Raw genomic sequence first — 24,089 nt, forward strand, 5'->3', positions numbered from 1 at the left:
TCTGCCCAGTCTCCGAAAGGGGAGTAAGAAATTTCAAGCCTCTTTGGGAGGCTTTTTTATTTTAAGCTTTCTATTACCCTACCGATATAGGCCATTGTCGGCGCGTAGGTCTCAATGCCGTGGCCCACATTATTAAACACTTTAACATCTTTTAAACTGCGGATTTTAGCTTTGGCTGCCTCAACTGATTTCTGGTAAGGGAATAATATATCGGCAGTGCCTTCCAGCAGGTAGGTGGGCGTATTTATCTTTAATAGTTCCTTGTTCATGTCGTAAGGTTTTTGGGTGTTATCCTTATAACGGCTTATTGCAAATACTTCATAATCGATCAGCAACTGTTCGGCTGCCGGGGAAATTTGATGTGTTGGCTTGCAAAGGATTGCCTTACCCAAAAACTTCCGTACGTTTTTTTCACTGGGAGAAATGATGGGGAGCAAATTGTAGTACAGGTTTTTTAGAGTGAGCGAAAAGGACTGCAAACAGCCCGGATTAAGTAAAAATGCAGCCTGCACTTTTTGCGGGTGCGAGATACAAAGCTTCATAGCTATTAGCCCACCGAAAGAAGCACCGGCGATATAAGCCTTGCCGATATTCAGCATATCCAATACTTCTGCCGCCCATTCACCATACCCTTCCGATTTAATATCAGGCGTGCTGCCATCGCTTAAGTTGGGCAGTCCGTTGGTTTCTGCCAGATATATTCTCAACGGCGTGCCCAGGTTGACCAGCCCGTTATCTAAATCCCAAAACAGCGAAGTGGTACGCGCGCCGGGAAATATCACCAACGTTTCGGCTTCCTTAAGCTGCGTATTTACACCCCATACCTGCGTATGGCCTAACGATGTTTTAACGGAGATGCGTTCGTAGGTTTTCTTGTTGGCCTGTTCCAGTTGGGCAACCCAGTTCTTAAACCAGGCGGTATCTTGCTCCGGGTTTTTAAAAGACGAAGTATGTTTTATTTGCATTGCGATTACGATGGCAATTAGGTTGCGGCAAATGTATCATTAAAGCACATGAGAGGCAAGTGACGTCCTTTTTGGAGGCTTTTTTGTTCGGTGTTAATGTTTTACATTTGATTATGCAGGAAATAGAGAAATACAAGCAGCTTATTTTACCTGTGCTAAGGCGCTACTTCATTAAACGCGCCGCCATTTTTGGTTCCATAGCCAAAGGGAATTATAATGCCGACAGCGATATCGACCTTTTAATTGAGGGAGATACTGGGTTTACTATATTTAAACTGCTCTCGCTTGAGGAGGAAATAGCCGAACTGACCCACCGCAAAGTAGACCTCGTTGAATACAGCGCCATCAAACCGTCTATCAGGCAGGAAGTCCTTCAGTCTGCAATTGCCATTTTATGAGCAGAGGCATTTTAAAATGCTGTTATTTATAATCCGGCGATGAATATATACAGCCGATTATTAAAACTTTACCGTACCAATGCAATAAAGACTCCGCTTGAGGATTTTACTACCGAGATATTAGCTGGTATCTTAGACGGGAACAAAGAAATACTCACATCATTTGTAAATCATATATTGAACATTGAGGGCGATGGATTTTCCATAAGCACACAGGACATCTATTTGTTAAATGATGATTTTTGCCCAGATTGTCGCGTAGATTTAGTTGTTAAGTCGCCAAGTGTCCTTTGCTTTATTGAAAACAAAGTGGAATCAAAAGAGGGATATATTCAATTGGAAAGATATGGAAAGGCGTTGAATAAATACAAAAACAATCAGATAACACACTTAAGATACTGTACAAAATATAATGACCCCAAAGATTTTGTAGAACACAATTTCGCACAATTTCGTTGGGCCGATATTTATAAATTTTTGAAGACATGGCAATCCCTGTCTATTATTAAAGAATACTTAGAGTTTTTAAACAATCATAACATGAGCGACAACATGACTTTCAATTTTAACGACCTGATTGCACTGCAACAAATCAATCCGGTTCTTAAAAAGTTAGACAATTATCTAGATAAGATTAGGCCCTCATTTAATAAAATTATCGGGCCTCGTTTAAAAGATTTGGCGCTCTTGAAACAAATAAAGGAGCATTCAAGATATATCCTATTAATGGACACTCCTTTTGGAACAGGATATTCAGAACTCGGTTTTGGCTTCAGACTTACAGATGTTCCGAGCCTGACGGTATGGATATGGTGCTCGGGGGGAAATAATAAGCGAAAGGAGTTTCAGAATGCAATTAACACCTACGGTTCTGATGCATTGTTTGCAAATAGTGAAAATTCGTGGATAGGCCTTCACAAACCACTTAGTGACTTTATTAGCTCGGAAAATATGGACGTAGCTATTGAGCAGTGGTTTATATTAGCATTCAATTTAATAAAGGATTTTTCGTCTCAAACTAAAGAGCTTGATTGGCATACGAGATAACCATTAATTGCTCACCTTTATCGTTGCCAATAAGTTAACATTCGGGTCGAATACGATGTCACCCGAATCGGCAGTAAATTTCATGGTCATTTCCTTTTCTGTTACCCGGATGATGCCGGCTTTTCCGTCAATCGTAAATTCTAAAGGGAATTCATAAACGGTGTCCTGCTTCTGGATTATGTGCAACGTTAAAGTTTTTGATGCTTTATCGTACGATTTCTCAATCATCAACGCCGGATGCCCTGCGGTGTACAGCCATTGTTTGAAGAATTGTTTCAGGTCCACGCCGCTGGCTTGCTCCATTACTGTGCATAGGTCGTCGGTATTGGCGTTTTTGTCTTTGTATTGCGCATAGTAACTGCTAATGCCTTTCCAAAATAAATCATCACCCAGCTTGCGGCGCAGCATGTGCAGCACCCAGCCGCCTTTTTGGTAGCTGTTGGCATTCAACAGTTGCATATAGTTGCCGGTTATAGTGGTATCAACAACAGCAGCGAAATGTGTTTTCTCCAGAGCGAATATTGTTCCCTTATCTGCCGCCAGGCGTTGCTTAAGTTTTTCTGTGCCGTATTTGCTTTCGAGGTATAGGTTAGTCATATAGGTAGCGAAACCTTCACTCAGCCACAGGTTAGGCCATGTTTTTTCGCTGGCGGCATCGCCGAACCATTGGTGGGCTATCTCGTGTGCCATCAGTTCTTCGATAGTGGGGGTTTTCACCGATTCTTCATAATAGAAGATACAACCCGCATTCTCCATGCCGCCGAAGATTGTTTTAGACTGTACATTGGCCAGTTTTTTATACGCGTACGGGCCAACGTTCTTAATAAAAAAGGGCAGTATCTCGGTAGCGTAGGCGTAGCTTTTAAATCCAGCCTCTTTATCTTCCGGGAATACATAGGCGTAAACGGGGATGCCATTTACATCGCCGGTGTGGTCGATAGCAAAGTCGGCGACACCAATTACCATAATTTTAGTAGAGATTGGCGCCGTTTCGCTCCAGTGCGTCAGCTTTCGGTTGCCGGGCAGGGTTTGCTCTTTCAGTTTGAGACCATTGGCTACTACGTTGTAGTGAGCGGGGGCGGTCACGACAAATTCCACAGAGGCTTTATCTGAAGGATGATCGGCGCAAGGCAGCCAGTTTTCGGCGCGGTTTGGCCAGTTATCCCCAAAAAAGGTTCGGTGCTTGTAATTGTTTGTAGAGATAATCAATCCATCGGCAGGTACGCCGCTGTATTTAATGGTATAGGTATGGGCGCTACTTGTGTTAGCCTTTGCTGTGATAACCAGGGAAGTGCTATCCTGTTTAAACCTTAGCGCCTTGCCTCCTTCTGTTATCGATGATACCAGCATGCCTTTGCCATTGGCCTTCTTTTTAATCAGATCCAGGCTGAAGGCACTAACCGTTTTAAGGAATTTAACCTGCACAGTCGCTTGCCCTTTTATGTTGTTATCGGCATCGTTCAGTTGCAGGGCAAACTTATAATGCTGCACATCGATTGGTGCGCCTGGTTGTTGGGCCTTTGCGGATAAGCTAAGTATCAGGCTAAATAAAAACAGGTAATATTTACGCATGGCAATAGTTTTTATGATATACAATTTCGATTCCCCCTTCAGGGGGATAGGGGGCTAAAACTCCAATTCCAGCAACACCGGGCAGTGGTCCGAATGCTTTGCTTCGGGCAAAATAGCGGCTCGTTTGATATTCCCCTCGAGTTCTTTACTCGCCATCGCATAATCTATCCGCCAACCAAGATTCTTACCCCGGGCACCGGAACGGAAACTCCACCAGGTATAATTGTGCGGCTCCTTGTTTAGATGGCGGAACGTATCTACAAAACCCGATTCAATAAAGTTCTCCATCCATTCGCGCTCTTCGGGCAAAAAGCCTGATGAATTGGCATTCGATTTCGGGTTATGGATATCGATAGCACGGTGGCAGATATTGTAATCGCCGCAAACTACCAGTTTAGGGTGCTCTACCTTTAGCAGGGTTAGGTATTTGCCAAATTCATCCAGGAAACGGTATTTGAATATTTGCCGTTCATCGCCGCTGGAACCGGATGGGAAATAAACGCTCATTACTGATACCTCATCGAAATCTACCCTGATGCAGCGGCCCTCGCGGTCGAAATCAGGAATGCCGCAGCCATATTCTACATGGTTGGGTAATATCTTGCTGAAAATTGCGGTGCCGCTATAGCCCTTCTTCTCCGCAGGGAACCAGAAGTGCTGGTAGCCAAGCGCATCTATCAGGCCCAGGTCGGTGAGTACATCGGGCGTAGCTTTTATTTCCTGCAGGCAAACTACATCTGCATCGGTAGCCTGCAGCCAGGCCAGCCAGTTTTTATTGATGGCAGAGCGGATGCCGTTAACGTTGTAAGTGATTATTTTCATGATGAAGAGTCCCAGCCCACTAAAGGGGCCGAAGTAAAAGTAGTAAAAAAACTGCCGAAGGGTAACACGGGTTTTGGCGTGTTTGCTTGTCCAATTTTATTTTATAGAAATGTTGGGGAAATTTGGTGGAATTGGGCCATGCGAAGGAAGAGCATACATGCCGTCAAATCGCCTCAGCCACCAGCGTAAATTTGCCAAACACCGTAAAAAATCCGAGTTTTTCGGAGCTTTTTCGGTGTTTTTAGTGCTTTTTATGGATTTTTCTTTGAAAACTTAAAAAGGGCGAAATTTGCATGGAATGGCTGTTTTTGCCTAAAAGCCGGTGTTCGGGCCGCAAAAAAATTTCCAGCTTTTTCCAATAAATTGAACCGGTTTAGCTGTAGATTTCCAGGAAATTCCAGCCCTATTGCCAATCAAAAGGTTCCTCTTTAGGGGCCAGGGGGCTTCACCGGCCCGGGTTAAGCAATTTATCCAAAGCCTTGCACTCGCTCTTTTTCAGCACCTCCACAGTCATCGGTATGTTTACGATTGGCCTGTCGCGGGCGTCTTTTTTAACGGCAGCTATCAGGTCTACCATATCTATGCCGGTTACTACCTCGCCGTAAACGGTGTAGTTTTGGTCGAGATGGGGCGAGCCGCCTACCGTGGTATAGATATCGCGCTGCCAGGCGGGTATCTTGCGGCCCTTAAGGCGGGTGTTCTCCAGCGTATCTAGCCGGCCAGGGGTGAAGCGCTTACCCTCCACAATATAAAACTGGCAACCGCTGGATGCTTTTTTGGGGTTATCATCCCGCGCGGCAGCTAAAACGCCACGTTTGTGGAAAAGGCTATCGCGGAATTCGGCGGGGATGGTGTACTTCACATCGCCGTTGCCCAGTTCGGCGCCTGACTTTGCTTTGCTGGTATCGCGCGAATCGGGGTCGCCGCCCTGTATCATAAAATTTTGTATCACCCGGTGGAATAGCGTTCCATTATAGAAGCCCTGTTTCGCCAGCTTAATAAAATTATCGCGGTGCAGCGGCGTTTCGTTATACAGGCGTATGATGCAATCGCCATAGCTGGTGCGTATGCGCACGTATTGGTTCTTCGGTGGCTTTGCAAAGGCAATGCTCGCTGTAAGCAGCAGTAAGCTGAGGGTAAAGAGTTTTTTCATGTTCAATATCCGTTTTCCTCGAAATAAGTAACAATAAGCGATTTAATGAGTAATTCCTGCTCTAAAATAGCATAATTGGGAATCGTTTTCACCAACTTCCAATGTGGCCAACCGTCCTGGTCCTGGCCTTCCAGTTCGTAAAAGCCCATCTGGCTAAACAGCTTGCAATTGGCTATGTGCATCAGCTCTTCCTTTTGCCTTTTATTGAATTTGCGGGGGCCCTGGCCCAATTCCTGCACGCCAATTAAAAACAGCAGTACTTTAATATCCGGCTTTTCGTTATCAAAGTCGGCGGCGATGCGGTCCTGTAATTGGGCAAACTTCTGGTTAATTTCGGCAGGTTTCATGCAGGCAAATATACGCAGCCGACGCTGTTTAAAATTGTAATGATTTCGCGCAATTAACAATATTGTTACCATGCAAACATCGCGTTGGCATATTATTAATTAGCTTTGCATAAAATTGCCAAAAGCACATCATCTATTGTGAAAAAGAGCACGCTCCATATTTTTTACGCCTGGGCATTACTGCTTTGCTTTGCAACAGGCCAGTATATGGTTTATGCTCACCAGCACAACCAGGTAAAAAATGTGCATGCCACATCCTGTCACGATTGTAAAACTTCGACCCATACCTTCGTAAAAGAGAAGTGCGAAGTTTGCGACAGCATGCATCATGTAGCAATGGAACTATCGGGCCATGTGGCTTATACGCATACCCTGATAACCACAACGCATACCTTTAAATCTCCCGTTTACGAATTTACCAGCATAGCCCTCATTTTAGCTGCCGGGCGTGCTCCTCCTGTTGTTTCATAATCAACAAATTCTTAATTAAGCCGCCCTGTGTGGCACCATCACGGATTTTTCAATTTATCATTATGAAACTGAAATTCATTAGTTCCCTTTTTCTCCTGTTTATACAAATTGCGGCCTTTGCCGATGTTAATATTATTAAAGGTAAAGTGGTTGATGCCAAAACCAACGAAACGCTCGTAGGTGCCGTGGTCAGCATCCCCGACCTGCACGTTTCAGTAGCAACCGATGCCAACGGAGAATTCGTTTTCCGCTCGGTGCCATCCACCGGCAAATATGTAGTACAGGTACAATATGTAAGCTACAAAACTATTACCCAAACCGTAGATTTTGCTTCTACTACGCCTTTGCTTTTTGCCATGCAGACCAGCATAGTAGAGGCGCACGAAGTGGTGATAACCGGCACGCCTATTACCGCCGGCAGCCGCAGCAACAGCACATCGGCCACCGTGGTTGGTAAGGAACAGTTGCAGGGTGCATCAACCAATTTGATCGATGCCCTTGCCCGGCAGGTGCCCGGCCTTAGCCAGATAACCACCAGCCAGGCTATCTCTAAACCCGTTATACGCGGTTTAAGTTATAACCGCGTGGTTACGCTAAGCGATGGCGTTAAACAGCAGGGCCAGCAGTTTGGCGATGAGCATGGCATCGAAATAGACCAGTTCCAGGCCGAAAGGGTGGAGGTACTGCGCGGCGCGGCATCGTTGATGTACGGCTCAGATGCGCTTGGCGGTGTTATCAATATCATTGACCCGCCATCTCCGGCAGAGGGAACTGTTAAAGGCGAAGTGCTGAGCAATTACTCTACCAATAGCGGCCTTATTAATACCTCGTTGATGCTAACCGGTAATGAAAATGGCTTTGTTTGGCGCGGGCGCGGCACTTACCAAAATGCGCACTCTTACAATACGCCCGCAGGCTATTTCCAAAACAGCGGCTTTAACCAAACCGATGTTAACGGTATGCTGGGCGTAAACAAGGCCTGGGGATACTCGCATCTTAACTTCTCATACTTTAAAACCAATATCGGCTTTTTTGATGCCGAACCCGGCGACGACCTGTACAGCAACAACACCAGCCGCACGCTTGATTACCCGAAACAGGATATCCGCCATTATAAATTAGCGTTAAACAACAACTTCATATTCGGCAGCAACTCGCTCAAGCTCGACCTCGGTTTCCAGAAAAACCAACGCCGCGAGCTGGAGGATAATCCAACCCCGGTTTTATTTTTCGACCTGAACACCTATTCGTTGGATGCCAAGTATTACATGCGCGAGTTTGATGGCTGGCACCCCGTTATAGGCCTTAGCGCCAGCCTGGGCCACAGCGTAAACAAAGGCGTGGAGCTGTTGGTGCCTGCGTACGACGAATATAGCACCGGCGCATTCGGCTATATCAAAAAGGTGTGGGACAAGAATACCTTCAGCGCAGGGCTGCGGGTTGATTATATTCAGAACAAAGGCAAGCAGCAGTTTGTGGATGGCGAGGAAGTTTTCACGGGCTTCGATAATAAATTCGGCAACCTGAGCGGTGCCGTTGGCTATACCCATACCTTTAGCGATGTGCTCAACTTTAAGGCAAACGCAGGTACCGCCTTCCGCGCGCCAAACCCTGCCGAACTTGGCTCGAACGGTGTTCACGAGGGCACCAACCGCTACGAGATTGGCAACGGCAGCCTGGCACCCGAGCGCAGCTACCAGGCCGATGCCACGCTGGAGTATGGATCGGGTTTCGTAACGGGTAGTTTTGGTATTTACGAGAACTATATTCACAACTACATCTACGCATCAAACACCAATAACGAGCAAATAACCGTTACCGACGAAGCCACCGGCTTGCCGCGCAGTTACGATGCCTACCGCTATGGCCAGGTAAACGCTAACCTATATGGCTTTGAAGGAAACCTGACGCTGCACCCGGTATCCTTCCTGCATTTCGAGAATACGTTTAGCTACACCCGCGCGCAAAACCAAAGTTTCGACAGGCCTTTGCCGCTGATACCAGCAGGCGTGTTGCATAACACCCTGCGTTTTGAGCCGAAAATAAAAGGCCTGTCAGATTTCTACCTGTCTGCCGGCATCGATAACTTCTTTAAGCAAACCCGTATCGATGCCACCTTTGAAACCCCTGCAGATGCCTATACCTTGCTGAACGCAGGCATTGGCGCAACCTTTAAACTTGGCGCGCAGCCTTTGAAGGTGTATGTATCGGGCAATAACTTAACCAACAAGCGTTACTACGATGCGCTTAGCCGACTGAGGCCGGGCCGTTACAGCCAGGAAGACCCTACCTTTGGCGTGTATAACCCGGGGCGTAATATCACCTTCGGTTTTTACCTGCCCTTTGGTACCAAATAGCCAAAACAACAATTAATCATAAGCAAAAGCCCCGTAGAGTAATATCCGCGGGGCTTTGCTGTTAGTGGCGAGGCAACCACAAAGAGCGCAAAGGATTTGCAAACCACTTAACACAAAGAGCACAAAGAAAAAAAACTTTGTGCTCTTTGTGTATTTCTCTTTGTGTTCTTTGTGGTTAAATCATTCGGCAGTAATTATAAGATATTGATAATCTGTAGTTCCTCCCGCAATTTCTCCGGCGATGTAAAATGGATACAATTAATCCCCATTTTCTCTGCTGCCAGTATGTTGCGGTAATTATCATCTATAAATAAAGATTCCGCCGGGTTTACGTTGTATCTATCTAACAATATCTGGTAAAACTCAGGCGCGGGCTTGCGCATTTTTTCAGCACCGGATACCACCACGCCATCGAACCAATTTAGAAAATCAAACCGTTCCTGCGCCAGCGGGAAAGTTTCGGCCGACCAGTTGGTAAGGGCGTATATCTTGTACTTGCCGCTTTCTCTTAATTCTTTGAATATCTCCACCGTGCCCTCAAAAGCATCACCCAGCATCTCTATCCAGCGGCCGTAAAAGGCGCGGATGTTTTCTTCGTGCTGTGGGTGTTTGGCTATGAGCCATTCGGTACCTTCCTGTAAGGAGCGACCGGCATCCTGCTCCTCGTTCCAATCGGATGTGGTAACGTTAGTTAAGAAATGGCGCATTTCCTGTTCATCGGTAAAAATAGTGCGGTACATATAATCGGGATTCCAGTCGATAAGTACTGCACCGAGGTCGAATATGATGGTGTTGATCATGATAATTTTAGGCTAAATAAACACTTTTAATTATAATGAGCGTTTAGTATATTTAAATAAATTTAGGGATATGCTTACAAGAGAAGATGTTTTAAAAACTATTGATGATTTGCCTAAGCAGTTTAGCTTAGACGAAATAATGGATAGGCTTATCCTGCTTGAAAAAATAGATGAAGGGTTATTGCAATCGTACAACGGCGAAACCGTGTCAACAGATGAGGCAAAAGCGCAATTATCCAAATGGCTAAAGTAAAATGGTCGAAACGAGCAATCAAAGATGTTGATGGTATAGCCGAGTTTATAGCCAATGATTCTGAACACTACGCTGAAATACAAGTAGGTCGTTTTTTTGAAGCAGTTAAAGTTTTAGAAATTCACCCTTATTCAGGAAAGATTGTTCCCGAAAAGAACGATGAGTCTCTTCGGGAAATCATACAAGGGAGTTATAGAATAATATACCGCATTGTTTCTGAAACGAAAATAGATATTTTGACAGTCCATCATATCAAGCGACTGCTATCAAACAATCCACACTTGAGATAACTTATTTCTTTTCCTTCTTCTTAGCCGTCTTTTCAAATACCTGTACATCAGTCACTACCGAATCGGCATTTAGTTTAAACAGCAAGCCTTTGAAATAAGCTGTATCGATGCCTTTCATTTCGAGGGTGATATCATAATAAAAACTTTTATCAGTATGGCTGTGGCGTTGCGGCGAATGCAGCAAACGCACCACTTGCTTATAAGTCATGCCTTTAAGCTTGTGCGTTGCCATCAAATCCTCCACCATCATATACCGGTTGGGGAAGTCGAGGCCGTCGCCGTCGTTCCAACCATCGCGGGTAAAAGGCATTTTCTTTTTACAACTGCTCAACCCAAAAACAAGCAGGGTTAATATTATCAAAGCCTGTTTAAGGCCAATCTTGCTCATGCTTAATTATTTTCCAGCAAATATCTTTTAAATTCGTCAAACCCCGTACCTAAACTTACGGCCTTGCTGTCTTTTTCTTCCAGTTCTTTTACCTGCTCGGGCACAGCAATTTCGCCGGCTATCTGTTCGGTAAACACATCCGGGAATTTGCAGGGGTGTGCGGTAGATAAAAATACACCAGCGGTGTCGTCCGCCTTGTTTTCCTGTTGATAAGCTTTGAGCGCCTTCCACGCGATGGCGGTATGCGGGCAGGCCACGTATTTATAGCTGTCGAATATCTCCTGTATGGCGGCCAATGTGTCCTCATCGCTATAGGTGTAACCGGCAATGAGCGCATTCAAGGCCTCGGGGGCTTCTTTAAACAAATCGGCAATGCGCACCCAGTTGCTTGGGTTGCCCACGTCCATGGCGTTGGATAGCGTTGCCACCGATGGCTTTGGCTGGTACACGCCGGTTTTTAAAAACTCGGGCACGGTATCGTTGGCATTTGTTGCCGCTATGAATCGCTCTACCGGCAGGCCCATCTTCCAGGCCAGCAAGCCCGCGCCGATGTTACCGAAATTACCACTAGGTACCGCAAACACTACTTTGCTGGTGCCACGTTTCAACAACTGCGCATAAGCATTAAAGTAATAGAATGTTTGGGGGATGAGCCTTGCGATATTGATAGAATTGGCCGAGGTAAGGCGGAATTTCGCGTTCAGCTCCGCATCGGTAAAGGCTTGTTTCACCAGAGCCTGGCAATCGTCGAAGGTGCCGTCGATTTCCAACGCACGTATGTTTTGGCCATTGGTGGTGAGTTGTAATTCCTGTATATCGCTCACTTTCCCTTTAGGGTAAAGGATGGTAACGCGGGTATTGGGCACGCCCAAAAAGCCGAGGGCAACGGCACCGCCGGTATCGCCCGATGTGGCTACCAGCACATCCAGTTGCTTTTCGCCATCTTCTAAAAAGTAGCTCATCACGCGGCTCATAAAGCGCGCGCCGAAATCTTTAAAAGCCAACGATGGGCCGTGGAAAAGCTCCAGCACGTTCACGTTATCTTCCAGCTTTACTACCGGGGCGTAAAAGTTGATGGCTTCTTTGATCAATGCTTTAAGGTCTGCAGCGGGGATATCGTCGCCCAACAGGGTTTGCGCCACATGGTAAGCAATCTCGGGCAGGGTGTATTGATCCAGGTTGTGAATGAATTTATCGCCCAGATGCGGTATCTCCACGGGCATATAAAGCCCTTTATCCTGCGGCATGCTGTTAAAAACGGCCTCTTTGAAGCCAACCCTTAGTTCTGTATTATTGGTACTGTAGAATTTCATTTGTCTGAATCAGAATTGTAATAAACCCCGCGTCATTGCGAGGAACGAAGCAATCTCTAAGCTTTGCATATACGCCCTGCTTGCCGAGGATTGCTTCGTTCCTCGCAATGACGTAGTGGAGAGGCCTACCCTATCACCCTTGGCCCCGCATCATTTATGGTTGATACATAACCATTGGAGCCTATTTTAATACCGGTTAAGTGCTGTTGTAATTTCTGTGTGATGCGTTTGGCGGTTTCCTCATCCCGTGTAAAAGCAAATACTGATGGCCCCGAGCCGGAAATGCCGAAGCTTACTGCGCCCATTTCCATCGCTATTTCGCGCATGATATAAAAATCAGGGATCAGCATGCTGCGCACCGGTTCAACTAAAACATCCTTCATGCTGCGGCCAATGAGGTCTATATCCTGCATAAACAGGCCGCTCACCAAGCCGGCAATGTTACCCCATTGGGTAACGGCATCTTTCATGAAGATTTTATTGCGGATGATTTGCCTGGCTTCTCGGGTAGGCACATCCACATCGGGGAACACGATGGCGCACCATAAGCCTGCCGGGTGTGGCAAGCGGACCACATCCAACGGTTCGTAGCTGCGGATAAGCACGAAGCCGCCTAACAAGGCCGGTGCAACGTTATCGGCATGGCCGTGGCCGCATGCCATTTCCTCGCCCTTCATAGCGAACGGCAATAAGGTAGCTGCATCTGTTTCGTCGCCCAAAAGGGTTTTAATGGCAAACAAGCCCGCAACCGTACTGGCCGAGCTTGAACCCAGCCCGCTGCCGATAGGCATTTTTTTATGCAGCTCGATATCTAAACCGATATCTGTACGTCCAACGCTTTGCAGGTAATGCTGCACGCTTACGCTTACGGTATTTTTGGCCGGGTTAAGCGGCAGGCGACCGTCATCGCCGGTAATTTTACTAATGGTTATGCCGGGTTTATTGGTCCGTCGCATAATTACCTCGTCGCCTGGCTCGTTTACGGCGAAGCCCAGCACATCAAAACCGCAAACCACATTGGCAACGGTAGCCGGCGCGAAAACGTGAATGCTATCTAACCCTTTTGTATGTGCCACAGCCGGTTCTTTTAAATCTTGTATATCGTTACTCATAACTAAGGCTTTCGCCATTTTTCTTGTCTCTTGATTCTAAAACTCTTGCCTCTAATTAGCCCCAATGTTTATCAAATCTGCAAATACACCTGCGGCGGTAACTTCGGCACCAGCACCGGGGCCTTTTACTACCAGCGGGCGTTCTTTGTACCTGTCGGTTATAAAAGAGATGATGTTATCGCTGCCGCTCATCATATAGAACGGGTGGGCCTCATCAACCATTTGCAGGGTGATAGATGCTTTGCCGTTTTCCAGTTTGCCGATGTAACGTAACACTTTTTTATCCTTTTCGGCAGTGTCTTTTAAGTTTGCAAAGAAAGCATCTTCTGCTTTTAAAGCAGCATAAAAATCGTCCACGGTTTGTGCTTCCAGGCAAGCTTTGGGTAGTATGGCATCTATCTGCACATCGCTTGCTTCCATTTCGTAGCCGGCATCGCGGGCCAGGATAAGCATCTTGCGCATAAAATCTTTGCCGCTGAGGTCATCGCGCGGGTCGGGTTCGGTATAGCCTCTTTCCTGGGCTTCTTTCACCACATCGTGGAAATTGGCATCGCCCTTAAAGTAATTGAATATGTATGATATGGTTCCCGAAAGGATGGCCTCGATGCGCTGCACCCTGTCGCCGCTGCTCATCAAATCCTTTAACGTACGGATGATTGGCAGGCCGGCACCTACGTTGGTTTCGTAAAAGAAATCAACCCCGTGGCGGCGTGCGGTATCCCTGAAGGTTTTGTATTGGCTGTAGCTTGCCGAGTTGCCTATCTTATTACAGGTAACTACGGAGATATTCGATTTAAAAATCTCCTCGTAGAAGCCTATCGGGGTTGGGCTGGCAGTGTTATCAATGAACACGCAATTGGGCAGGTTCATCTCTTTCATGTGGTGGATGAAGGTTTTCAAATCAGCCACATGGTGCGATTGTTCCAGGTCATCTTCCCAGCTATCCAATGGCAAACCATCGCTGCTGAACACCATTTTTCGGGTGTTGCTTATTCCCGCTATTTTAACCTGTATTCCGTTGTTTTTTTGCAAAAATCCGGCGTTATCTGCCAGTTGCTTAAACAATGTTTTGCCGATGTTGCCCGTACCCAGGCAAAATGCATGCAGCGTTTTGGTTAGCTCGATAAAGAAGGCATCGTGTACCGCGTTCAGCGCTTTTGCCAGATCCGTGGCGGAGATGATCACCGAGATGTTGTACTCCGACGAGCCCTGCGCAATGGCCCGTACGTTGATGCCGTTACGCCCCAGCGCATGGAACAGCTTGCCGCTCACGCCGGGCGTTTGCTTCATGTTTTCGCCTACGATGGCTAATATGGCCTGGCCTTTTTCTACTACAAGCGGCTCCAGCTTATTGGCTAACAGCTCCAGTTCGAATTCCTGTTCTATCAGTAATTGTGCCTTGCCTACATCTGTGGGTTGTACCGCGAAGGTGATGCTGTGCTCTGATGACGATTGGGTAATGAGGATGATATTGATCTGCTCGCGGGCCAGCAAGGAAAACAAGCGACCACTAAAGCCCGATTTGCCCACCATGCCGCTGCCTTCGAGGCTGAGGATGCTGATGTTATTGATAGAGGATATGCCCTTGATGGGCAGGGTTGACGATTTGCAATCGTGACGGATAACCGTACCCGCAAACTCCGGCTCGAAGGTGTTTTTGATAACGATTGGTATCTTCTTCAAAAAGGCCGGTATCATGGTTGGCGGGTAAATTACCTTGGCGCCAAAGTACGATAGCTCCATCGCTTCGGTATAGGTGAGCTCTTCCAGCGAGAATGCCTTTTTCACCATGCGCGGGTCGGCGGTCATCATGCCGTTAACGTCGGTCCATATTTGTATTTCTTGTGCGTTCAATGCTGAGCCGAATATAGCCGCAGTATAATCGCTGCCGCCACGGCCGAGGGTTGTGATTTGCCCGGCTTCGTTACCTGCAATAAAGCCCGTTACAACCAGCAGCTTATCGCTGTTTTCGGCGTAAAAGCCTTGTATGAGGCGGTCGGTTAGTTCCAAATTAACGCGGGCATTGCCGAACGCACTGTCGGTTTTGATGAGTTCTGATGCATCAACGAATATGGCTTCGGGGAAATGCTGCGCCGCAATCTTGGCAATCATCATGGCCGAGCAACGCTCGCCATAGCTGAGGATGGTATCACGGGTTTTTGCGGTAAGCTCGCGCAGGGTAAGTACGCCCTGCAGCAATTCCTCTAACTGGTTAAAGTGGATTTTTAGGCGCGTATAAGCAGGGTTTTGGTTTTGAATATCCAGCAGCGCCTTTACCACTTCAAAGTGGCGGCGTTCCAGTTCGGCCAGTTCTGCCGTAAACTCTTTGCCGGCTGCGGCACCTTCTGCCATAGAAACCAGCAGGTTGGTAATGCCGCTCATGGCCGATAAAACCACCACAGGCTTGCTGCCGTTTTTGTTCTCTTCTTTTAAAATATCCAGCAGGGTTTTGATGCTGCTTACCGATCCGACCGAGGTTCCCCCGAATTTTAGTACCTTCATTATTGCGATAAAATTAAATCTTTGGCCTCACCCTACCCTCTCCAAAGGAGAGGGTAAAAATCTCTTTTAAGTCCTCTCCCTTGGAGAGGATTTAGGTGAGGCCAAAAAAAAGCCTTCCTCTTTGCGGAGGAAGGCTTTCATTTGGTTTGTCTTTATGTTTTACACCATACGATTATCTTCCTCCAAGTTTTATCCCGGTGGTAATAATAGTTGTAATTGTGGTGTTGTTAGTTGTCATATATAATGTCGGTAAAGTAAGTAGATTATTTCCTAATAAACAAATGCCCGGGCGATTTTATTTTTAATTGCCTGTTTATCTTTCCTAAATTGCGGCCGTATGCAGGGGCTCGTAACAAAATCAACCGGAAGCTGGTACCAGGTAAAAGCCGGGGAACAGACTATAGATTGCCGTATTAAAGGAAAATTCCGCACCAAGGGTATTACCACCACCAACCCATTGGCCGTAGGCGACGTGGTGGATTTTGAAATGGAGCCCGAGCAGGAAACCGGCGTGGTAACCAACCTGCACCAGCGCAAAAATTACATCATCCGCAAATCTATCAACCTAAGCAAGCAGGCGCAGATTATCGCTGCCAACCTGGATTTGGCACTTTTGGTAGTAACGCTGGCATCGCCCCGCACCTCTTTAGGCTTTATCGACCGTTTTTTAGTTACTGCCGAAGCCTACGGTATAAACGCCTGCCTGATATTCAATAAACTCGATCTTTTCAGCGACGAGGGATTGGAAATATTAGCGGAATACCAATCCGTTTACGAGAACATCGGCTATAAATGCTACTCGGTTTCGGCATTGGAGGGGACGCATATCGATACTGTTCAGGATTTGTTGAAAGATAAGGTGACGCTTTTCTCCGGCCACTCGGGCGTTGGAAAATCAAGCCTGATTAACCGCTTGCTACCCGATTTAGATCTGCGTACACACATGATATCCGACTGGAGCGATAAGGGCATGCACACCACCACCTTCGCCGAAATGTTCGAACTGCCACAGGGTGGCTATATCATCGATACCCCCGGCATTCGCGAACTGGGCGTTATCGACATAGAAAAACAGGAACTTGGCCATTTCTTCCCCGAGATGCGGGAGCTGATGAACCAATGCCGTTTCAACAATTGCCRCCACATCAACGAGCCGGGCTGCGCAGTGCTTGAGGCTATAGAAGAAGGTGATATCGCTATATCGCGATACGATAGTTATCTAAGCATTTATAACGGGAACGATACGAGGGCGTAGGCCCCCCAGCCCCCTGAAGGGGGAGCCGAATTTTGAATAGAGAGAAACGATAAAACATGCGAGCGGTTATACAACGAGTTACACAGGCAAGCTGCACGGTTGATGGCAACATTACCGGGCAAATTGGGCTTGGATTTTTGGTTTTGGTAGGCATCGAAGATGCCGATACGGATGAAGACCTGCAATGGCTGGCGCAAAAAATTATGGGCATGCGTGTTTTTGGCGATGAGAACGGCTTGATGAACAAAGCCCTTGCTGATGTTGGTGGCGATATTTTGCTGATATCGCAATTCACGCTGTTTGCCCAAACAAAAAAGGGTAATCGGCCTTCGTTTATTCGCGCTGCCCGGCCTGATAAAGCAATACCGATGTACGAAAAGATGATAAGCACGCTGGAAACCCTCACCGGCAAAAAAATTGCGGCCGGGATTTTCGGTGCAGATATGAAGATAAGTTTATTGAATGATGGGCCGGTAACCATTGTGATGGACACTAAGGATAGGGAAAACCACTAGTGTTATTGAGTGAACACGAATTAAAAAAAATTAAGGCGAATTTCACGAAAGGAATGTAAATGACTTTGAACGAACACGAATTAGGGAAAGAATTAAAACGAATTGCACTAATTATTTAAAGCGCGAATTGTTCTATGGCCGATATTTTATTTAAGGAAGAATCTTACAAAATTATTGGGGCCTGCTTTGAAGTACACAAGGCTTTAGGGCATGGCTTCAAAGAAGTTGTTTATAAAGATGCCTTAGAAATAGAGTTTGCGAGGATTGGGTTTTCTTTTCAAAGGGAAAAATTGTATGATATTTACTATCGGGAACAAAAACTGAAGCACTGTTTTGCAGCCGATTTTGTTGTGTTAGATAATATCATTCTTGAAGTTAAAGCTGCCGATTATATCGGCGAACCATATCTTAAACAAACGCTCAATTATCTTAAAGCGTCCGGTTTGCGATTAGGGCTTGTACTTAATTTTGGTGCACCTTCATTCGAATATCAGCGCGTTGTATTCTAAGTAATGCTAAAAATTCGTGAAATTTGTTTTAAATTCGATTCCATTCGTGTTCACTCAATTCGTGAAATTTGGTTCAATTTTCTTCGAATTCGTGTTCACTCAATTCCTTCTCCAATAATTAGTGAAATTCGTCTCAATTTCCTTTAATTCGTGTTCACTCAAGAAACAATGACTATTGACGAAGCCCAAACCCTTGTTGATAACTGGATAAAAACCACCGGCATCCGTTATTTTAACGAACTCACCAACACCGCCATTTTAATGGAGGAGGTTGGTGAAGTGGCCCGTATTATGGCCCGGCAGTACGGCGAGCAATCCTTCAAAAAATCGGATACAGAGGTTAACCTGGCCGATGAAATGGCCGACGTGCTTTTTGTGCTGATATGCCTGGCTAACCAAACGGGCATTAATCTTACGGAAGCCCTGGAAAAAAACATGATCAAAAAAAGTATCCGCGATGCGGACCGGCACCGGAATAATGAGAAGCTGAAATAGTCGCGTTCCAATACAATATTCTTTTAATTGGACTTTAACGAAATTATATTTTGTTTTATCCAATAATTATATAATATAATAATGTATCTTGCGTTTTAAGCTTAAATCAAACCGCATTATTATGAAAACCTATCTTATCTTTTTACCCGCATTAATATGCCTTGTGGCATGTAATAACCCCCGCCGGTCAGATTTACTTGCCTTAGATTCTGCCGCTAATGTCGGGAGCTCGAAAACCTTTAACGTGGATATGCCGCCTACGCCTAAAGTGGATGCCGTCAGATTTCCGCCGCCGTTGGTTGCCGAGGTGGGTGCGGGTTCCGCCGCCGTCGCCATTGATGAACCAGTTGGTAATGCCGACGTACATCAGGTTACAGCGGATAAACCTGCGGCAAGCATTGAAAAAAAGATAATTAAAGATGGCGATATCAGCTTCGAGACGAGCGATGTAGCAGCTACGCGCAAGCAGATTTTAGCCTCGCTCAAAAGAAACGGAGGGTACGTTGATGAAGATAACCAAACCGATAATGGAAACGATTGCCGGAAGGAATTTGTGCTGAACGTTAAGATTCCTGCCGCAAATTTCGATACTTTCCTGGGTTCGGTATCTTCTACCGCCACCAAAATAGACAGCAAGAACATCAGCATAAAAGATGTTACTACTGAATTCATCGATACCAAAACCCGCTTGGAAAATAAAAAGCTGCTGGAGGCACGCTACCTGGAATTGCTGAAACGGGCGACTAAAATATCTGAAATGCTGGAGATTGAGAACAAGCTTGCAGATATCCGCTCGGATATAGAATCTACGCAAGGGCAGTTCAACTACCTCAACAAGCAGGTAGCATATAGTTCATTATCCATTACCTTTTATACCACGCAGCCTGCACAAATAGAAACCAGCGTGGGCTTTTGGTACCGGTTAAAGGAGTCGTTTAGCGATGGGTATGCATTGCTGCAAAGCTTGTTCTTCGGGATATTATCCTTGTGGCCTTATTGGTTTGTGCTGTTTGGGTTTTACCTGCTTATTAAACGGTGGCGTAAACGCCGCCTGGCAGCTAAAGCGGCTTAGACCAGCTTCACCAACCTATCGCCATCCAAAACCGGGATGGCGGTAGCAATATCCACTTGCAGACAAAAGGCAATATCCTTTTCTATGCCCAGCTTTTTAAGACGTTCGCCGTGCGATGTTTTGCTGAGGTATTGCGGGATGTCGTTTTTGCCCAGTTGGAACAGGTCGTTAGCCGCGATGGATGGGTCGTCCAGCACATAGCCTTTGTTTTTCAGTTGCTCTATAACGGCACCGGCAAAAAGGGTATCTTCCAGGTTGAAGTTATTCTTCCAGCCCGCGCAAACCAACAGGATGTTTTCGTCTTGGGTGATCAGCCAGTCGCAAAGAGCGGTAAGGTTAAGGAACGAGCCGATAACAATGCGCTTTGCGCTTCGCGACAAATGTAGCGCATGGGTGCCGTTGGTAGTGGTAAGGACAACGGTTTTGCCGGATACTTTTTCCTGCGTGTACGAAAACGGAGAGTTTCCAAAATCAAAACCGTCCACTACTTTTCCATCACGCTCGGCAGCCAATAGGTAATCCAATCCTTTTTCGCGGTAGGCTGCGCACTCTTCAACTTCAGATACCGGGATGATAGCCTCTGCCCCATTTTCAATGCCGTAACAAATAGAGGATGTGGCACGGAAAATATCGATAACCACTACGATATAATCGGATACGTTGTATAAAGGGATAAGCGCCGGGGTAAGGCAAACGTCTAAACTGCGTGTCATTGGGTCATTCACTTCGTTGTCATTGGGTCATTAGGTCATTGAGTCATTATCTTATAGCGACTCATTGGGTACACGACATCTACCAATGACTCAATGACCCAATGATTCAATGACGGGCGAAGCCCCTATTTATAAAACGGCGGCTTTACCACCTTTGCTTTTACTTTGTTATCGCGGATGCTAATGAATATTTCTGAGCCTTCTTTGGCGAACTCATTCTTCACATAGCCCAAGCCTATCGCCTTTTGTAGCGATGGTGACTGCGTGCCCGAGGTTACACGGCCGATGTTGTTGCCTTCGGCATCTACAATGGCGTAATCGTGGCGGGGGATACCGCGGTCTATCATTTCAAAGCCAACCAGTTTTTGGCTTACGCCTGCTTGTTTTTGCGCCTGCAAAGCTTCGGAGTTGGTGAACTCCTTGCTGAATTTAGTCACCCAGCCCAGGCCGGCCTCTAGCGGCGATGTGGTATCGTCGATATCGTTACCGTAAAGGCAAAAGCCCATTTCCAGGCGCAGAGTATCACGTGCGGCCAAACCAATCGGTTTGATACCGAAGGGTTCGCCGGCCTTGAATACGGCATCCCAAATAAATTCGGCATGCTCGTTATCGAAATATATCTCAAAACCACCGGCACCGGTATAGCCCGTGGCAGATACCACTACATTATCAATACCTGCAAACGTGCCTTTTTTAAAGGTATAGTATTCCATCGATGCCAGGTCGATATCCGTAAGGCTCTGTAAGGCATCGGCAGCCTTGGGGCCTTGCACGGCCAGCAGCGATGTGCGGTCGCTGATGTTTTTCATCTCCACGCCATCGGTATTGTATTTGGAAATCCAGTCCCAGTCTTTGTCGATGTTGGAGGCGTTTACCACCAGCATGTAGGTCTTTTCATCAATACGGTAAACCAGCAGGTCATCTACAATGCCGCCGTCTTCGTTTGGCAGGCAGGAGTATTGCACTTTGCCGTCGTATAATTTTGAGGCATCGTTGCTGGTTACTTTTTGTATCAGGGCCAGTGCGCCATCGCCTTTCAAGATAAATTCGCCCATGTGGCTTACGTCGAATACGCCAACGGCTTTGCGTACGGTTTCGTGTTCGGCGTTGATGCCTGTATATTGTACCGGCATGTTGTAGCCCGCAAAGGGTACCATTTTAGCGCCGAGCTGGGTATGTACCCCGGTTAATGCAGTATTTTTCATGGTTGTTGTTTATCGGGGGCAAAAGTAGTAAAATAGCTTTAAATGCCCACTGTTTAGATAACCGACTGGTAAAACTGAACCAAGCCGTCAGTAATCTTATTTACGTCGTGCTGCAGCTCAATCAACCTGCGGGCATTTTCGCCAACTATTCGGCAATATTCTTCATCGCGGATGCATTTGGCCATAGCGTCATAGAATTCGCCGGCATTGTTCGCGATCAATATACTCTCACCATCTACAAAGTTAATGCCCTCGGCACCGATGGTGGTAGAGATGATGCATTTTTGCATGGCCATGCCTTCAACTATTTTTACCCGCATGCCGCCACCGCTTAATAAGGGGACGATCATAATAGATTTGCTGTTTACAAATTCCAGCGCATCATCTACCTCGCCCTGTATAAATACCTTTCCGGGCACTTCGTATTCGTCGAATTCTTCGGGGATGGCGTTGCCGGCTACGTAAAATTTAACTTTCAGTTCGCCGTCTACGATATCCTTATGAAAATTATCCAGGAACCATTCTATCCCCTCGCGATTGGGCAACCAGTCCAGCGAGCCCAGGAAAAACAGGCTCGGGCATTCCGTTTTTTCCGGCTCGGGCCGGTACTTACTTAAATCGACCCCTATAGGCAACACCTGCAGCGGTATTTTTGTGCCGAAGGATAGCATGGAGGTTTTATCCTGACTTGTGAATACGACAATGCCATCGAACTTGTTGAGCAGTTCCATCTCGTAAGTTTTTACGCGGCGGGCAAGCAGGTTAAGATACCATTTTTTGAAGGGATCGCCTTTTTGCTGGGCCAGCCTGCGCCACACCTGGTGCTCTATATTGTGCGCGCGGTATATCACCTTCGCCTTCGTTGCTTTGCGGATGGCACTGAGGTACGGCGCTACGAAGAGCCCTTCCAGCTGGATGATGTCGTACGCGTTGTCCTTAAGGTTCTGTACCAAAAGCTTTTCGAACCCCACGTTATAATACTTATCGATATTATAAGGGTTTTTGGTGAACAGGTTGCTTACGAATTCTACTGCCGATACGTGCGTATCTATATCATACTCGGTATAGGCTATTTTGTTGAGCAGCTCGTCCCGTTCAGAAATTTTGTCGGTATGTTTTTTTACGTTAATAGAAATGAGCGATACCTGGTGCCCGTGCGTCACCAAACCCTTTATGGTGTTACCCACCACAATAGGGTAGCCTCCGTTTTGCGGAAACGGCACACGGTGTGTTAAAATAAGTATCCTCAAGGCGTGTATATAACGGGTTTGGCCAAAGGTATCAAACGCGGCACGCTTTGGCAATGCGCGGCCTAAAAAACACTCAACTGCGGGTCGGTAATGCGGAAAGTTTTACGATGATATGGCGTATGGCCAAGTGCCAGCACGGCATTGCGGTGGCTGATGGTTGGGTAACCCTTATTACTGGGCCAATTGTATTCGGGATGCTCGGCAGCAATCTGGCACATATAATCGTCGCGGTAGGTTTTGGCGAGCACCGATGCTGCTGCAATGCTGAAGTATTTGCCATCGCCTTTAATGATGCAGGCATGTGGGGTGGTGCCGTATTTATTGAAACGGTTACCATCGATAATCAAAAACTGCGGCGCTAAATGCAGCTTATCTACAGCGCGGTGCATGGCTAAGAACGATGCATTCAGGATGTTTATTCGGTCTATCTCGTGGTTATCGCACCAGGCAACGGCGTAGGCGAGGGCTGTTTGCTCAATTTCTGTACGCAGCTGGTAACGCTCTTCTTCGCTAAGCTGTTTAGAATCGTTAAGCAAGTGATGGTCGAAATCGTGCGGAAGTATTACCGCAGCGGCAAATACAGGGCCGGCCAGGCAGCCCCTGCCGGCTTCATCGCAGCCTGCTTCCAATAAATCGTGCTGATACCGTGCTAATAACATTTTTTGTTTCCCTGCTGCAAATATCCAAAATACTGCATTGGGCCGCAACATGAAAGAACAATTAAAACATCATCCTTTTTAAACAAAACCGTTCGCGCAAAGCAATGTTGCTATGATATGCGGGCTGTTATCATGATATTCTTTCTTTGGACGGTATGCGTCGGGCACTTAGCCTTTTCGCAAAAAAGGCCGCCTTTGCCACACGGCATGGTTTACGGACTAAAGCCGAATACCATAGGCCCGGTAAGCGCCGCACAGTTGGAAACACGTATGGAGAGGCAAACCCGCATAACCACTGCGGTAAGGGGCCGCGTTATCCGCGTAACTAAATCAAAAGGCGGCTGGTTTGAGATGGATGCGGGCCAGGGGCAAATAATAGCGGCGCATTTCAAGAATTATGGTATCAATTTGCCTAAGGCCCTTGCTGGTCGCGTAGTTATTATTGATGGCGTAGCTCAAAAGCCCACTAGCCCTAACGATAAAAAAACAGCGAACAACAGGCCGGCACCGAAAAAGCCCTTGATATTTGAGGTGCGGGGATTGGTGGTGGATGAGTGATCGACGGAGATTGTCTGAACTCGAATTTATGGAATTAACGAATTTCCAGAATTCATTTCGACTATTTG

26 protein-coding genes are annotated in these 24,089 nt (G+C 46.6%); 12 read left to right on the forward strand and 14 right to left on the reverse strand.

Going from position 1 to position 24,089, the window contains the following annotated elements; translation table 11 throughout:
* Positions 1–56: 56 nt before the first annotated feature.
* On the reverse strand, positions 57–965 hold the full coding sequence (locus AC1DYT_RS13800) for an alpha/beta fold hydrolase (RefSeq protein WP_477470169.1): 909 nt from the start codon (positions 963–965) through the stop codon (positions 57–59).
* Positions 966–1,078: 113 nt separating this feature from the next.
* Between AC1DYT_RS13800 and AC1DYT_RS13805 the strand changes: the two genes are divergently transcribed.
* Both AC1DYT_RS13805 and AC1DYT_RS13810 read left to right on the forward strand, forming a co-directional pair.
* Positions 1,079–1,363, forward strand: coding sequence for a nucleotidyltransferase family protein (locus AC1DYT_RS13805; RefSeq protein WP_477470170.1), 285 nt, complete (start codon positions 1,079–1,081; stop codon positions 1,361–1,363).
* A 39-nt stretch (positions 1,364–1,402) separates the two neighbouring features.
* A complete protein-coding gene (locus AC1DYT_RS13810; RefSeq protein ID WP_477470171.1) occupies positions 1,403–2,410 on the forward strand; it encodes a PD-(D/E)XK nuclease family protein in 1,008 nt (335 codons plus the stop codon).
* A 3-nt stretch (positions 2,411–2,413) separates the two neighbouring features.
* Here the strand turns inward: AC1DYT_RS13810 and AC1DYT_RS13815 are convergent, their stop codons facing one another.
* The 4 genes from AC1DYT_RS13815 to AC1DYT_RS13830 form a co-directional block, all read right to left on the reverse strand.
* Positions 2,414–3,982 (reverse strand): M1 family metallopeptidase, encoded by a 1,569-nt coding sequence (locus AC1DYT_RS13815; protein WP_477470172.1) that lies wholly within the window; start codon positions 3,980–3,982, stop codon positions 2,414–2,416.
* A gap of 54 nt (positions 3,983–4,036) precedes the next feature.
* Positions 4,037–4,804, reverse strand: coding sequence for an exodeoxyribonuclease III (locus AC1DYT_RS13820; RefSeq protein WP_477457967.1), 768 nt, complete (start codon positions 4,802–4,804; stop codon positions 4,037–4,039).
* Positions 4,805–5,249: 445 nt separating this feature from the next.
* Positions 5,250–5,957 carry a peptidylprolyl isomerase gene (locus AC1DYT_RS13825; protein ID WP_477470173.1) on the reverse strand — a complete coding sequence of 236 codons (708 nt, stop codon included), beginning with the start codon at positions 5,955–5,957 and terminating at the stop codon, positions 5,250–5,252.
* A 2-nt stretch (positions 5,958–5,959) separates the two neighbouring features.
* Positions 5,960–6,304 (reverse strand): hypothetical protein, encoded by a 345-nt coding sequence (locus tag AC1DYT_RS13830; protein WP_477457969.1) that lies wholly within the window; start codon positions 6,302–6,304, stop codon positions 5,960–5,962.
* Positions 6,305–6,442: 138 nt separating this feature from the next.
* On the opposite strand from AC1DYT_RS13830, the gene AC1DYT_RS13835 reads away from it, so the two are divergent.
* Both AC1DYT_RS13835 and AC1DYT_RS13840 read left to right on the forward strand, forming a co-directional pair.
* Positions 6,443–6,775 (forward strand): hypothetical protein, encoded by a 333-nt coding sequence (locus AC1DYT_RS13835; RefSeq protein WP_477470174.1) that lies wholly within the window; start codon positions 6,443–6,445, stop codon positions 6,773–6,775.
* A 62-nt stretch (positions 6,776–6,837) separates the two neighbouring features.
* Complete coding sequence (locus AC1DYT_RS13840) at positions 6,838–9,132, forward strand: TonB-dependent receptor (protein ID WP_477470175.1); 2,295 nt, start codon at positions 6,838–6,840, stop codon at positions 9,130–9,132.
* Between the two features lie 194 nt (positions 9,133–9,326).
* Here AC1DYT_RS13840 and AC1DYT_RS13845 read toward each other — a convergent pair whose 3' ends face one another.
* Positions 9,327–9,932, reverse strand: coding sequence for an HAD family hydrolase (locus tag AC1DYT_RS13845; RefSeq protein WP_477470176.1), 606 nt, complete (start codon positions 9,930–9,932; stop codon positions 9,327–9,329).
* A 70-nt stretch (positions 9,933–10,002) separates the two neighbouring features.
* Here AC1DYT_RS13845 and AC1DYT_RS13850 point away from each other — a divergent pair, with 70 nt between their 5' ends.
* Both AC1DYT_RS13850 and AC1DYT_RS13855 read left to right on the forward strand, forming a co-directional pair.
* The gene (locus AC1DYT_RS13850) at positions 10,003–10,185 is read left to right on the forward strand and encodes a hypothetical protein (RefSeq protein ID WP_477470177.1); all 183 of its coding nucleotides are present in this window, start codon (positions 10,003–10,005) and stop codon (positions 10,183–10,185) included.
* Positions 10,173–10,475: a type II toxin-antitoxin system RelE/ParE family toxin gene (locus AC1DYT_RS13855; RefSeq protein ID WP_477470178.1), complete on the forward strand. Its 303-nt coding sequence runs from the start codon at positions 10,173–10,175 to the stop codon at positions 10,473–10,475. The genes AC1DYT_RS13850 and AC1DYT_RS13855 overlap by 13 nt, the downstream gene beginning before the upstream one ends.
* 1 nt (position 10,476) lies before the next feature.
* Here the strand turns inward: AC1DYT_RS13855 and AC1DYT_RS13860 are convergent, their stop codons facing one another.
* The 4 genes from AC1DYT_RS13860 to thrA form a co-directional block, all read right to left on the reverse strand.
* Positions 10,477–10,863: a hypothetical protein gene (locus AC1DYT_RS13860; protein ID WP_477470179.1), complete on the reverse strand. Its 387-nt coding sequence runs from the start codon at positions 10,861–10,863 to the stop codon at positions 10,477–10,479.
* 2 nt (positions 10,864–10,865) lie between these two features.
* Positions 10,866–12,176, reverse strand: a complete 1,311-nt coding sequence (gene thrC / locus AC1DYT_RS13865) for a threonine synthase (RefSeq protein WP_477470180.1) — start codon at positions 12,174–12,176, stop codon at positions 10,866–10,868.
* Positions 12,177–12,301: 125 nt separating this feature from the next.
* Positions 12,302–13,288 (reverse strand): homoserine kinase, encoded by a 987-nt coding sequence (locus AC1DYT_RS13870; protein WP_477458015.1) that lies wholly within the window; start codon positions 13,286–13,288, stop codon positions 12,302–12,304.
* A 51-nt stretch (positions 13,289–13,339) separates the two neighbouring features.
* On the reverse strand, positions 13,340–15,790 hold the full coding sequence (thrA, locus tag AC1DYT_RS13875) for a bifunctional aspartate kinase/homoserine dehydrogenase I (RefSeq protein ID WP_477470181.1): 2,451 nt from the start codon (positions 15,788–15,790) through the stop codon (positions 13,340–13,342).
* Positions 15,791–16,127: 337 nt separating this feature from the next.
* On the opposite strand from thrA, the gene rsgA reads away from it, so the two are divergent.
* From rsgA to AC1DYT_RS13900, 5 genes are all read left to right on the forward strand, one after another.
* Positions 16,128–17,045 carry a ribosome small subunit-dependent GTPase A gene (gene rsgA / locus AC1DYT_RS13880; protein WP_477470182.1) on the forward strand — a complete coding sequence of 306 codons (918 nt, stop codon included), beginning with the start codon at positions 16,128–16,130 and terminating at the stop codon, positions 17,043–17,045.
* Positions 17,046–17,101: 56 nt separating this feature from the next.
* On the forward strand, positions 17,102–17,560 hold the full coding sequence (gene dtd, locus AC1DYT_RS13885; RefSeq protein ID WP_477470183.1) for a D-aminoacyl-tRNA deacylase: 459 nt from the start codon (positions 17,102–17,104) through the stop codon (positions 17,558–17,560).
* A gap of 134 nt (positions 17,561–17,694) precedes the next feature.
* Positions 17,695–18,069, forward strand: coding sequence for a GxxExxY protein (locus tag AC1DYT_RS13890; RefSeq protein WP_477470184.1), 375 nt, complete (start codon positions 17,695–17,697; stop codon positions 18,067–18,069).
* 168 nt (positions 18,070–18,237) lie between these two features.
* Complete coding sequence (locus tag AC1DYT_RS13895) at positions 18,238–18,564, forward strand: nucleotide pyrophosphohydrolase (RefSeq protein ID WP_477470185.1); 327 nt, start codon at positions 18,238–18,240, stop codon at positions 18,562–18,564.
* Positions 18,565–18,685: 121 nt separating this feature from the next.
* Entirely contained in the window at positions 18,686–19,636 is a 951-nt protein-coding gene (locus tag AC1DYT_RS13900; protein WP_477470186.1) for a DUF4349 domain-containing protein, read from the forward strand.
* Here AC1DYT_RS13900 and AC1DYT_RS13905 read toward each other — a convergent pair.
* The 4 genes from AC1DYT_RS13905 to AC1DYT_RS13920 form a co-directional block, all read right to left on the reverse strand.
* Positions 19,633–20,349, reverse strand: coding sequence for a 2-phosphosulfolactate phosphatase (locus AC1DYT_RS13905; protein WP_477470187.1), 717 nt, complete (start codon positions 20,347–20,349; stop codon positions 19,633–19,635). The two genes, AC1DYT_RS13900 and AC1DYT_RS13905, sit on opposite strands and share 4 nt — an antisense overlap.
* Before the next feature lie 125 nt (positions 20,350–20,474).
* Positions 20,475–21,554: a glycine cleavage system aminomethyltransferase GcvT gene (gene gcvT, locus AC1DYT_RS13910; RefSeq protein WP_477470188.1), complete on the reverse strand. Its 1,080-nt coding sequence runs from the start codon at positions 21,552–21,554 to the stop codon at positions 20,475–20,477.
* Between the two features lie 53 nt (positions 21,555–21,607).
* A complete protein-coding gene (locus tag AC1DYT_RS13915) occupies positions 21,608–22,804 on the reverse strand; it encodes a glycosyltransferase family 4 protein (protein ID WP_477470189.1) in 1,197 nt (398 codons plus the stop codon).
* A 62-nt stretch (positions 22,805–22,866) separates the two neighbouring features.
* Entirely contained in the window at positions 22,867–23,463 is a 597-nt protein-coding gene (locus AC1DYT_RS13920; RefSeq protein ID WP_477470190.1) for a ribonuclease HII, read from the reverse strand.
* Between the two features lie 207 nt (positions 23,464–23,670).
* Here AC1DYT_RS13920 and AC1DYT_RS13925 point away from each other — a divergent pair, with 207 nt between their 5' ends.
* Positions 23,671–24,021 carry a DUF4920 domain-containing protein gene (locus AC1DYT_RS13925; protein ID WP_477470191.1) on the forward strand — a complete coding sequence of 117 codons (351 nt, stop codon included), beginning with the start codon at positions 23,671–23,673 and terminating at the stop codon, positions 24,019–24,021.
* The last annotated feature ends 68 nt before the right edge of the window (positions 24,022–24,089 follow it).

The organism is Mucilaginibacter sp. P1_D10, assembly GCF_056406215.1.